Source organism: Pontibacter ramchanderi (assembly GCF_002846395.1).
Taxonomy (GTDB): domain Bacteria; phylum Bacteroidota; class Bacteroidia; order Cytophagales; family Hymenobacteraceae; genus Pontibacter; species Pontibacter ramchanderi.
The window spans coordinates 449247-461412 of record NZ_PJMU01000003.1 but is presented as its reverse complement, the minus strand read 5'-3'; the positions used below and the strand labels follow the sequence as shown (position 1 = coordinate 461412).

11 protein-coding genes are annotated in these 12166 nt (G+C 52.4%); 8 read left to right on the top strand and 3 right to left on the bottom strand.

The window, feature by feature from the left end; translation table 11 throughout:
* Positions 1-107 precede the first annotated feature (107 nt).
* Positions 108-1445, top strand: coding sequence for a M23 family metallopeptidase (locus BD749_RS14600; RefSeq protein WP_101445651.1), 1338 nt, complete (start codon positions 108-110; stop codon positions 1443-1445).
* Positions 1446-1579: 134 nt separating this feature from the next.
* On the opposite strand, the gene BD749_RS14595 is transcribed toward BD749_RS14600, so the two are convergent.
* Positions 1580-2245: a tetratricopeptide repeat protein gene (locus tag BD749_RS14595; protein WP_101445649.1), complete on the bottom strand. Its 666-nt coding sequence runs from the start codon at positions 2243-2245 to the stop codon at positions 1580-1582.
* A gap of 212 nt (positions 2246-2457) precedes the next feature.
* Here BD749_RS14595 and lpdA point away from each other — a divergent pair, with 212 nt between their 5' ends.
* The 4 genes from lpdA to BD749_RS14575 all read left to right on the top strand — a co-directional run bounded on the left by lpdA (position 2458) and on the right by BD749_RS14575 (position 8252).
* Positions 2458-3852 carry a dihydrolipoyl dehydrogenase gene (gene lpdA, locus BD749_RS14590; RefSeq protein ID WP_101445647.1) on the top strand — a complete coding sequence of 465 codons (1395 nt, stop codon included), beginning with the start codon at positions 2458-2460 and terminating at the stop codon, positions 3850-3852.
* 358 nt (positions 3853-4210) lie between these two features.
* Complete coding sequence (locus BD749_RS14585) at positions 4211-5323, top strand: fatty acid desaturase family protein (RefSeq protein ID WP_101445644.1); 1113 nt, start codon at positions 4211-4213, stop codon at positions 5321-5323.
* 215 nt (positions 5324-5538) lie between these two features.
* Positions 5539-6657, top strand: a complete 1119-nt coding sequence (locus BD749_RS14580; protein ID WP_101445642.1) for a fatty acid desaturase family protein — start codon at positions 5539-5541, stop codon at positions 6655-6657.
* 374 nt (positions 6658-7031) lie between these two features.
* Positions 7032-8252, top strand: a complete 1221-nt coding sequence (locus BD749_RS14575) for a DEAD/DEAH box helicase (protein WP_101445640.1) — start codon at positions 7032-7034, stop codon at positions 8250-8252.
* A 200-nt stretch (positions 8253-8452) separates the two neighbouring features.
* Here the strand turns inward: BD749_RS14575 and BD749_RS14570 are convergent, their stop codons facing one another.
* Positions 8453-8740 (bottom strand): glycine zipper domain-containing protein, encoded by a 288-nt coding sequence (locus BD749_RS14570; protein WP_101445638.1) that lies wholly within the window; start codon positions 8738-8740, stop codon positions 8453-8455.
* 217 nt (positions 8741-8957) lie between these two features.
* On the opposite strand from BD749_RS14570, the gene BD749_RS14565 reads away from it, so the two are divergent.
* Both BD749_RS14565 and BD749_RS14560 read left to right on the top strand, forming a co-directional pair.
* A complete protein-coding gene (locus BD749_RS14565; protein WP_101445636.1) occupies positions 8958-9482 on the top strand; it encodes a GNAT family N-acetyltransferase in 525 nt (174 codons plus the stop codon).
* A gap of 45 nt (positions 9483-9527) precedes the next feature.
* Positions 9528-10007: a hypothetical protein gene (locus BD749_RS14560; RefSeq protein WP_101445634.1), complete on the top strand. Its 480-nt coding sequence runs from the start codon at positions 9528-9530 to the stop codon at positions 10005-10007.
* On the opposite strand, the gene BD749_RS14555 is transcribed toward BD749_RS14560, so the two are convergent.
* The gene (locus BD749_RS14555; RefSeq protein WP_101445632.1) at positions 10004-10906 is read right to left on the bottom strand and encodes a DMT family transporter; all 903 of its coding nucleotides are present in this window, start codon (positions 10904-10906) and stop codon (positions 10004-10006) included. The genes BD749_RS14560 and BD749_RS14555 overlap by 4 nt on opposite strands.
* 80 nt (positions 10907-10986) lie before the next feature.
* Between BD749_RS14555 and BD749_RS14550 the strand changes: the two genes are divergently transcribed.
* Complete coding sequence (locus tag BD749_RS14550; protein ID WP_180336420.1) at positions 10987-12159, top strand: AI-2E family transporter; 1173 nt, start codon at positions 10987-10989, stop codon at positions 12157-12159.
* Positions 12160-12166: the final 7 nt, after the last annotated feature.

The window sequence follows — 12166 nt, the reverse complement described above, 5'->3', positions numbered from 1 at the left end:
ATAGTTTGCAACATATTTATAATCTGAATATTGTGTTGCGAAATATTTTTATTTCTATCGGTTTAACCATATTTTCGTGCCATTCTTCCAACCAAAGGTACCCCGTAATGTTCAAACGTAGTGTCGGACTAGCCATCCTGATCGCGGTGTCGTTGTTCGTGTTTATCACGGCAGCGCAAACAATCAGCTTCAAAAACTTCAATTTTCCGAACGAGGAAAAAGCACCTGAGCCTGAACCAGAGCCAGTGGTGAAAGTTAAAAAGCCCGCCCCGATCATCTTTGGCATCCCCACCGACACACTCGAAATTGTAGAAGGCACCGTGGAAAGAGGCGAGAATCTGTCAGAGATTCTGGCCAGCTTCAACATCTCGCCGGTCACCATCGACCAACTGGCCCGCAAATCCAAGAAAATATTTGATGTGCGCCGGATCAACGCCAAGCGCAACTACATCATCCTGCATGCCCAAGACTCGGCCCAAACGGCACGTTACTTTATCTATGAGCCAAATGAGGTGGAGTACGTGATCTACGACCTGAACGGTGAACTGGACGTGCGCCTGGAGAAACGCGAGGTGGAAGTAGTGGAGCGTGCTATCGCCGGATTTATCGAAAGTTCCCTGTTTGAGTCTATTCTGGCTGCCGGAGGTTCGCCGCAGCTGGTCAACCACTTTGCCGATATCTACGCCTGGCGCCTTAACCTGAGCCGCCTGCAGCCTGGCGACCATTTCAAGCTGATCTATGACGAAAAGCAGGTAAACGGCAATGTGATCGGTTTCGGCAAGATCAAGGCAGCCTACTTTGAGCACGAGGGCAAGCCGCTTTATGCCATCGCCTTTGAGCAGGACGGACAGAAAGCCGGTTACTACGACCAGGACGGCAAGAGTCTGAAAAAAGCTTTTCTGAGAGAGCCGCTCGAGTACAGCCGCATCAGCTCCCGCTATACCATGAACCGCTTCCACCCGGTGCAGAAGCGCTATAAGCCGCACCTGGGCACCGATTTTGCCGCGCCGCGTGGTACCCCGATCCGGACGGTAGGAGATGGCGTGGTGCTGGAGGCCGCTTTCACGAGAGGCAATGGCTACTATGTGAAGATCAAGCACAACAAAACTTACACGACGCAATACCTGCACATGTCGAAATTCGCGAAAGGCATCCGGAAAGGTGCCCGCGTTAGCCAGGGCCAAACCATTGGTTACGTAGGCAGCACCGGACTGGCAACGGGCCCGCACTTGTGCTACCGCTTTTGGAAAAACGGCAGACAAGTGGATGCTCTGAAAGTAAAGCTACCATCTGCCCACCCGATCGAGAAGAAGTATAAAGAGGCTTTTGAGGAAATAAAGTCTGATTTGGAAGGTAAGCTGATGGCGATAGAGCCCAAAGGTGTGCAGCAGGAATTGCTGGCTACTGGTCGGTCAGGCAAGAACCTGGATGAAGACGAAGTTTAATCTTTAGAATGTGTGAACGTAAAAGGGGCGCTGTAAAGCGTCCCTTTTTTTAGCTGATCCTGGGCCAAAGGCCTAACGATAGCCGTCACGAGCGTGGACACTCGCGCCATACCTACCGCAAGCAAGAATCTAGATTACTTCGATGAATTAGTAGCAGTAGAATTCTGCTCACAATACTCCCGCAGGTATTGCGCAGCTTCTTTAAGACCAAGCTTCTCCGCTTTGATCCAATCCTCGCAGGCGCCGCTTTTATCGCCGCTGGTATAGCGGGGGGCGCCGCGGTTGTAGTAGGCTTCGGCGTAGTCGGGTTGGAGGGTGATGGCGCGGCCATAGTCGATGATGGCGCTACGGTAGTCTTTTAGGGCGTAACGCACCAGGCCGCGGTTATTATAGGTGCGGGCCTGCTTCTGGTCAATCGAAACAGCTGTGTTGAAATCGATCAGAGCGCCTTTGTAATCCTGCAGGTTGTATTTTGAGAGGCCTCGGCTTACCCAGGCTTCCACGTGTTTGGGGTCGAGCGCCAGGGCCTTGTCGAAGTCGGCAATGGCGCCCCGGTAATCGAGTATGCGGTCGCGGGCGATGCCACGGTTCGTCATCGTGACGATGTGTTCGGGCTCCTGTTTCAGCACCTCACTGTATTCCTTGATGGCCTCGGTATACTTACCCGACTTAAACTTTTGGTTACCTGCGTTAAAGTGCTGCAACGCCGTCTTCTGCGGGGCAGGCTGTGTGGCGGCTTTCTGCGAGAAAGCCGGCAGTGCAAAAAGTACAGGTATGATCAGCAGTAAAATTGTTTTCATGCAGTAGGGGTTACCTCATGTTATAGCGCGCAAAATACAACAGTTCAGCCCAATACGGAACAGGTCGGTCAATTTTTGTAGCAATTCTTGTTATTTTGAGAGGCTCGGCTTTATAAAGTGCTACTATTGAGTTAGATGGTACTGTCGCAGAAGGGGTTTTGTGAAGTTGGGATTATCGTTTAATTTTGCTCAGCATTTAAAAAAGAGAAACTATGGCATCAAAATACGATTTGGTAGTGCTGGGTAGTGGCCCAGGTGGGTATGTGGCGGCTATTCGCGCGTCGCAGCTGGGTTTAAAAGTAGGTGTGATCGAGCGTGAGTCGTTGGGCGGCATCTGTTTGAACTGGGGCTGTATCCCGACCAAAGCACTGCTGAAGAGCGCTAACGTGTTCGAGTACATCAACCACGCGTCTGACTACGGCATTACGATCGGGGAGGCTTCTGTAGACTTCAACGCCGTGATCAAGCGTAGCCGCGGTGTGGCCGACGGCATGAGCAAAGGCATCCAGTTCCTGTTCCGCAAAAACAAGATCGACGCCATTATGGGTACCGGTAAAGTGGTGGCCAAGGGCAAGATCGTAGTAACCAAGGCCGACGGTCAGAAAGACACTGTAGAGGCCGACCACATCATTCTGGCAACAGGTGCCCGTTCGCGCGAGCTTCCTAACCTGCCGATCGACGGCAAGAAGATCATCGGTTACCGCCAGGCCATGGCGCTGGACAAGAAGCCGGAGAGCATGGTAGTAGTAGGTTCTGGCGCCATCGGGGTGGAGTTCGCTTACTTTTACAACGCGATGGGTACCAAAGTGACCATCGTGGAGTACATGCCGAACATCGTGCCGGTGGAGGACGAAGAGGTATCGCGTCAGTTGTCTAAGTCTTTCCGCAAGGCGGGCATCGACATCATGACCGAGTCTTCTGTGGAGGCTGTGGACACAAGCGGCGACATCTGCAAAGTAAAAGTGAAAACTGCCAAAGGCGAGCAGACACTGGAAGCGGAAGTAGTGCTTTCGGCAGTAGGTATACAGACTAACCTGGAAAACATCGGTATCGAGGAGCTGGGCATTAAAGTAGACAAAGGCCGCGTAATCGTGGACGAGTACTACAAGACTAACGTGGACGGCATCTATGCGATCGGTGACATCGTGCCAGGCCCAGCTTTGGCGCACGTTGCCTCAGCTGAGGGTATCATCTGCGTGGAAGCCATCACAGGTCACGATCCGGAGCCATTGAACTACGGTAACATCCCGGGTTGTACGTACTGCTCTCCTGAGATCGCTTCCGTTGGCTTGACTGAGAAAGCTGCCCGTGAGCAAGGTCTGGACATCAAAGTAGGCAAGTTCCCGTTCTCAGCTTCTGGTAAGGCAAGTGCCGCCGGTGCGAAGGATGGTTTCGTGAAAGTTATCTTTGATGCCAAGTACGGCGAGTTCCTGGGCGCGCACATGATCGGTGCCAACGTAACCGAGATGATCGCGGAGGTAGTAGTAGCCCGTAAACTGGAGACTACTGGCCACGAGATCATCAAGTCGGTGCACCCACACCCAACCATGAGCGAAGCGGTGATGGAAGCTGCCGCCGCTGCTTACGACGAAGTGATTCACCTGTAATTTTTTCAGGTATAGCTATAAGAAGCCTGGCCGGGAAATCCGGTCAGGCTTTTTTAATGAGCTTGCAAGAAGGGATAGCCTTTGGTCAAAATCTTAGATTACAGGATGTACATACCGTTTATCCTGATAAATTGAGTATATTGCATACTTATATAAGCTATTAAAGCTGGTAGTGTGCGTGTTTTCGAAAGAGCTCAAGCTACACTGTTTTTCAGTGATAAGTACACGTGGCGCTGCCAAGGCATCTGAACTTTAAAACGCCGGATTCGCTTGTATATAGTATTCCCTCAATTCATGCTTTGTGCCTTTATGGCTGCTATGTGTGAGTTTTGATCTTCTCACACATCACCCGTAAACTATGAAGCTGCAAAGCAAAGTCAAGTTTGTCAACAAAGACAAAAGCCTCTTTTTCCCTACCCTTCGCAAGCGCGTCGACGCTTACTTTACTGATAACGACATCCCGAGAACCGCCAACAATACCATGATCTTGAAGAGCGTGGTGCTGCTGCTGACTTACCTGCTGCCTTTTGCGGCGCTGCTGGCATTTCAGCCAACCTTCCCGCTGAGTCTGCTGCTGTGGTTTGTAATGGGGCTGGGCCTGGCAGGTATAGGCATGAGCGTGATGCACGATGCCAACCATGGTGCCTACTCAAGCAGCAAGCGCGTCAATGCGGTGATGGGCTATACCTTGAACCTGGTAGGAGGCTCAGCCTTTAACTGGAAGCTGCAGCATAACATCCTGCACCATACCTACACCAATGTGGTAGAGATGGACGAAGACATTCAGGACAGGCTGGTGCTGCGCTTCAACCCCCATTCCAGGGTGAAGTTCTTCCATCAGTTGCAGTGGGTATACGCCTTCGTGTTCTATGGGCTGCTCACGTTGTACTGGGTGGTGGCAAAGGACTTTGTGCAGTATGCGCTCTTCAAAAAGAACGGTGTGAACAGCAACACGCCAGCGGAGAACCGAACCTGGTTCATGAAGCTGCTCGCCATGAAAGGCCTTTACTTTTTTACTGTGCTGGGTGTGCCTACGCTGTTCTTCGGAATTCCTTTTCTGCAAGTGTTGCTGGGCTTTTTGCTGATGCACTTTGTGGCAGGTATCGTGCTCACGGTGGTTTTCCAGCTGGCCCATACAGTAGAGGGAACCAGCCATCCCCGGCCGGATGAGCATGGCGTGATCGAGAACGATTGGGCCATTCACCAGCTAAACACGACCGTTAACTTTTCGCGGCACAACAAGATTCTTTCGTGGTATGTGGGCGGGCTTAACTTCCAGATCGAGCACCATCTGTTTCCGCGTGTGTGCCATGTGCACTACCCGGCCCTTGCTGCTATTGTGAAGGAGACGGCAGCTGAGTTTGATATACCTTACCTGGAGAACAAAACCTTTGGGCAGGCCCTGCGCTCCCACATCGAGACTCTGCACCGCTTTGGCAGGCTGCCAGGCCTGAACGAGGCCATTGGCTGACAAAATCAAATTAATCGCACTTGCTGTTACTCCCACAAATCCCCGCTATATTTGTAGCCTCCATTTTGTGCCTGCCGCCCCGCGTTTAGATTTTAAAAGTGGGCAAGCACGATAAAATACAGGCTGGAGCGTTAACAGACAAACACATAACTAGCCGATGCCCGGGTGTAGAAACCATTGCATTCGGCTCCGAATAAAGATTACAATAGGATTACATGAAGCTTAAAGGCAAAGTAAAGTTCGTTAATAAAGACAAGAATCTGTTTTTCCCGACGCTCCGCAAACGTGTGGATGCATATTTTTCTGAAAACAAACTGCCAAAGTCAGGCAATTCCCGTTTACTCATCAAGAGCATTGTGCTGATACTGCTCTACGTGGTGCCTTTTGCGGCACTGCTGACCCTTACGCCAGGTATAGGCATTAGCCTGATGCTGTGGTTTGTAATGGGAGTAGGGGTGGCCGGTATAGCCATGAGCGTGATGCACGATGCCAACCACGGTGCTTTTTCCAGGAGCAAGACCATGAATTACCTGATGGCGCATTCCGTGAACCTGCTGGGGGCTTCGGCCTTTAACTGGAAGCTGCAGCACAACATCCTGCACCATACCTACACCAACGTAGTGGAAATGGACGAGGATATCGACGACATCGTTTTTCTGCGGTTTTCGCCGCACACCAAGGTGCGTTTTTACCACAAGCTGCAGTGGGCGTATGCCTTGTTCTTCTACGGGCTGCTTACCCTGTATTGGGTGCTCCTGAAAGATTTTGTACAGTTCTTCAAGTACATCCGAAGTGGGGTGAACGCCAACTCCAAATCCGAAAATGCAGTCGCTTTTTCTAAAATAGTGGCATTTAAAGTACTCTATTTCTTCTCTATCCTAGTGGCTCCAACACTTGTCTTTGGCATACCATTCTGGGAAGTGCTGGTCGGGTTTCTGCTGATGCATTTTGTGACGGGCATCATCCTTTCCACAGTGTTTCAGTTAGCGCACACGGTGGAGGGCACCAGCCATCCGCTACCAAGCAATACGGGTGTGATCGAGAACGACTGGGCCATTCACCAACTGAGCACCACCGCGAACTTCGCACGCAGAAGCAGACTTTTATCGTGGTATGTAGGCGGCCTGAATTTCCAGATCGAGCATCATCTGTTCCCGCGCATCAGCCATGTGCACTATCCCGCCATCGCGGAAATCGTGAAGCAGACCGCGGCTGAGTTCAACCTCACATACATCGAGAGCAAGACCTTCATGCAGGCTGTGCGCTCACACCTGAACACCCTGCACCGTTTCGGCAGGCTGCGCTTGCCCAATCTGAATGAGGTAATGGCGTAAGTGGTTTGACAAAAGACTTTTTGATTTTTTGACAAAGGATACGAGTCCTTTAGGTTATACTTTATCAAGAATGGCGGAAAGAGATTTTCGCCGTTTTTTGTTGGGGCAGGTATAGCCGCCTGCGCTCGTTCGCTATACCTTTGCAGGAGGGGAAATTTGAGGCTGGCTTAAGATAACTTGGAGGATTTCTTTTTGAGTTGAAGTTGATAAAAGAGACAATCGGAATCAGTCTATCGCTTCTTATAAGATTGATTTTCTAAGATTGATTTTCTTCTAAATGAAAAATTGATGAAAGTCCTTTGTCTTTTGTCCAATAGTCTTTTCTCTAAAAATCTTCTGTCTAACCGTCCTTTGTCAGGAAAATTATTACTGTTATGACCTTCAACGACCTACACCTGATCACCCCCATCCTGCAAGCGCTGGAACAAGAAGGCTATACCCAACCTACGCCCATACAGCAACAGGCTATACCAGCCGTCTTGCAGGGCCGCGACCTGCTGGCTACCGCCCAGACAGGCACAGGTAAAACGGCGGCCTTTGCTATACCTATCCTGCAACTGCTGCACAGGCAGGCTATACCTGCGCCGCGAGCCATCCGGGCGCTTGTGCTCACGCCTACCCGCGAGCTGGCCAGTCAGGTGGGGGATAGTTTTGCGGCCTATGGGAGGTATACCGGCTTAAAGCAACTGGTGGTGTATGGCGGCGTGCCTTACAAAATGCAGACCGAGGCCCTGCAGGCAGGTATAGACATCCTCGTCGCCACGCCTGGCCGCCTGCTCGACCTGCTCGATCAGGGCTTTGTGGACCTGAAGCAGGTGCAGCTGCTGGTGCTCGACGAGGCCGACCGCATGCTCGATATGGGTTTTCTGCCAGACATAAGGCGGGTGCTGCAGGCTATACCTGAAAAACGGCAGACGCTTTTCTTTTCGGCTACCATGGCGCCCGAGGTAAGCAAACTGGCAAAGAAGATTTTGACAGAACCTGTTTCGGTAGAAGTCACGCCCGTTTCGTCGACGGCAGGTACCATCCGGCAGGAGCTGTACTACGTGAAGAAAGCAAACAAAACACCTTTGCTGCTACATCTGTTGCAGCACAAAGGTATAGACCGCACGCTGGTGTTCATGCGCACCAAAGAGGGGGCCGACAAACTGGCCAAAGAACTCAACGCCGCAGGTATAGCCGCCGAAGCCATTCACGCCGACCGTGCCCAGCGCGACCGCGAGCGTGTGCTGGAGAGTTTCAAGCACAGCGAAACACGTGTGCTCGTTGCGACGGATGTGGCCGCACGTGGAATTGACGTGGAAGACCTGTCGTATGTGATCAATTACGAACTACCTTTTGAACCTGAGACTTACGTACATCGCATCGGTCGAACCGGACGTGCCGGCAACATGGGCACAGCCGTTACATTTTGCGGCGCCAGCGAAACCCCTCTGCTCATCGCCATCCAAAACCTGACGGGCAAAGCCATACCTGTGGTAGACCAGCATCCCTATCCACTCTCGGCCCAGGATTTTATAGAGGCAGCGGAATCGTCCTCAGCAAAGAACAGCAACAAAAAAAGCGCCGGCAAAGGAAAGCGGGGAAGAAGGTAAACTTCAGACCTGGCAAAATGCATAGCTCCTGCGAGAGTCTCACTAAAGCGCAGTAGCTCTACCTGACTGGCTTAGCAGTTGTATACCCGCGGAATTGGAAGACGGGCATGAGGTTTGGGGGCCGGGATAGCAGCTTCCAAAAATCAAAACAGGCCGTTGGTTTCCCAACGGCCTGTTTTGATTAATGAGACAAGTTTAGCTTATCTTTCGTCCTGTGGCTGGTCCTGCTGATACTGCTGATTGCGCTCACGTTCGCGCTCCCTTTTCTTTTTGTCCTTCTTGCGGCCGATAGCGCCACCACCTACAGCGCCCGCCGCGCCACCAATCACAGCGCCAGAGGTACCACCCACGGCAGCACCGGTGGCAGCACCCGCCGCGCCGCCTATCACGGCGCCCTTCTTCTTACTACTCCAGTTGTCTGAGCCGGCACATCCACCTAGTAGAAATACCGATATAATTGCAAAAGATATAATTCTTAAATTTTTCATAGTTCATAGTTTTAAGTGAGTATAATACGAATTCTGGGTTGCTGTTGTTTCTGTTATACTCTGAAATAGTGCAATTTACGCCGCCTTTTGGCCAGCTTGTTGTATGAGTATAAACACGAATTACCGTCCGGCGCAAGAAAATTACGCCTTCAGTCAGCACAAAAACGCGCGCTGTATAGTATATTGGCTAAAGCAATTTTTTTATCATCGACGCTACATGACCGATATCGCCATCTCACCCTGCTTGCCGGCAGACCTGACCGACCTGCGGGACATAGCCATAGAGGCTTACAACGACCACTATACCTACCTTTGGAACGACGGCGGAGAGTGGTACCTGAATCGGAGCTTCTCGGAGGAGGCGCTTCGCAAAGACATGGCCAATCCGAACTCCGCCTATTTTATGGTGCAATACCAGGATGAGCCGGTGGGCTTTATGAAGCTCAACAAAGACAAAGCCTTGGAGGGATACACCGACGCCGAGTGCCTTGAGCTGGAGCGGCTATACCTGGTGGACCGTGCCTCGGGCATGGGCATCGGCAAATGGGCCGTGGATTTTGCGGTGCAATACGCCCTGGAAAGCAACAAGAGCATCATCTGGCTCAGAGCCATGGACAGCAGCCGCTCCGTGGACTTTTATGAGCAGAACGGCTTTGTGCGGTGGGGCACCGACGAGCTCGACTACGAACAGATGAAAGAAATTTACCGGGGCATGGTGATCATGAAAAGAGACATTGCCTGATGCGATTCTCTTTTTACCTTTGGGGCTGACAAATCCGCATGCGCTATGAAGCTTCGCCTTTTATCTGTTTTATACCTCTGCACCCTGCTGGCCTGCAGGCCGGAAGAGGAAGCACAGTATGAGCGGCTTGCCGATGAGAACACGGCCTCTGATGCAAACGCCTGGGTAAAAGCAGACCTGCTGTGCGAGGAAATCCGGAATGCCGATGAAGAGGACCCGGTTGCAGTGGTATTTCTGAGCCAGCTGGAGCAACAGTACGTGCTCGACACCGTGTATACCTGTTCGGTCATCTCACCGCAGATGTTTACCTCCTTCGGCGTGCCGCGCCAGGCACTGTCGGCTTGCGGCGGCTGGTGGGCCGGGCAAGGCAACTTTTACTACACCCTGCTCGAGGGCGACAGCATTACCGTGATGCACGCCCGCCCTACCCAAAGCGACACTGTCGATTTTCAATATACCCCGCTGCGCCGCGTGCCGGTTTCGCACAGCACCACCGACCTTCCAGAAGAAAGCTATTTGCCCTAAGCGGCTTTCTTGAGCGCATGCTGCCTGGAGTGACTCACCAGGTATACCCCAGCAAAGATCAGCAGCGCATAAGCCGCTTTCTGCACCGTGAAGATATCTTTCCCCACCGCCACCGCGATCAGGATAGCCATGACCGGCTGCAGGTAAATGTAGGCGCCCACCAGCGAAGGATTGGCATACCGCAGTGCCCAGGTATTGAGCAGATAGGCGATGATGGTAACGGCAAAGACCATAAACAAAATAGCCAGCCAGATAGAAGCCGGAAAAGAACCGTAGTCGGGTGCCAGAAGCTGCTGCCAGCCAAACGGAATCACCAGCACGGCACCCACCGTGAAGATACGGCTTACGATGGTGATGGCCTTGTACCTCTGCATAAGCGGTTTCACCAGCACCAGGTATAAGCCAAAGGATGTGGCGTTGAGGATGATGAGCAGGTCGCCCCACAGGTTGCCGGTCGCCTGTTCGCCACGCGAGGTATAGATGAGCAGGAAAGCACCCAAACAGGCCATGGCTATACCGGATACCTTGCGCTTGCCGATGCGCTCGCGTAAGAGCAGGGCCGAAAACACGAGTACCACCACCGGCACGATCACCATCAGGAGCGCCGCATTGATCGGGGCAGTCAGGTTAAGGCCGGCGAAGAAGCACAGCTGGTTTACGGCCACACCGGTCACGCCGCACAGCACCACCCGGATGTTGTCGGCACGGCCTACGATCTTCTCCTTCGTCACCAACCGCGACAGCAGCCCGAAAAAGATCGCCGCAGACACCACCCGGATCACGATGAGTCCGAACGGGCCCACGTACTCGGGCATCACTTCTTTGGCGATGCTGTAGTTGCTGCCGTAAATAAGTGCCACCAGAAAAAGCGAGGCGTGCACCTGTACCTGTTTATTCATGCCGCAAAATTACGTGCTTATTCTGTATGTGCCGTATAAGGAGTGGCAATTAAAAACTATACCTCAAACCATCTTTCTGCATGAACCAAATGCCACTCACGGTCCGCCGGGCCATCGAGGTTACAGGGCTCTTTTTTCTGGGCTGGATCATCGTGCTGGGGCGCGACCTGCTGGCCCCGCTGCTTGTCGCCTTCTTCATCAGCATTATGCTGCTGCCCATCTACCGCTTCTTCCACAAGCGCAAATTTCCGGATGCAGTTGCCATCGGCATCAGTCTGCTGGTGCTCATCGTGATTCTGGCCGGCATTGTCTGGTTTTTCACCTCGCAGATGCGGATCCTGATCGAAGATTTCCCGACCATCCAGAAAAACGTGATGAAGCACCTGACCACCTTAAGTGAGTGGATCGGAAGCAAAACGCCTTTTTCGACAGAGGAGCAGACCAGTTTTGTGAAGGAGCAGAGCAACAACCTGTTCACCTATGCCGGTAATCTGCTGGGCGGCGTGGCCGGTGGGGTAACGGGTACGCTCGTTTTCCTGGGCTTGCTGCCGATCTACATCTTCCTGCTGCTCTTTTACAAAAACCTGCTGCTTCGCTTTATCTTCCTGTGGTTCCCCCGCGACCAGCACGAAAAGGTGGAAGAGACGCTGAGCGAGATGCAGGTCATCATCAAAAGCTACCTCTTTGGCCTGCTCATCCAGATCACCTACATGACCATCCTGCTGGGTGGGCTGCTCATGCTCATCGGCATCAAGCATGCCCTGCTCATCGGAATCATTTTCGCTTTCCTCAACCTTATACCTTATGTGGGCGCTTTGCTGGGCAACATTATTGGGGTGCTCCTCACACTGTCGTCTTCTGAAGAACTATGGCCCGTGGTGGCAGTGCTGGGCACGATCGCCGCCGTGCAGTTTCTGGACAACAATATCCTGATGCCGCGCATTGTGGGCTCCAAAGTGAAGATCAATGCGCTGGCCACCATTGTGGGCGTGATCGTGGGCGGGGAGATTGCAGGGATAACAGGTATGTTCCTGTCGCTGCCCGTCATCGCCATGCTCAAGGTGGTGTTCGACCGCACAGAACAGTTTAAGCAGTGGGGTGTGCTGTTTGGCGATGAGCGGCCCGGCCTGAGCCCCATGGCTATACCTGTGCTGCGCTGGGATACCAAGGCGGTGCGCCGACAGCTCGAGCGCGAAAACGACATTGAGCCAACGGATGCAAGCGACAATCCGGAGGATAAGAAAAAGGAATAGACAGATA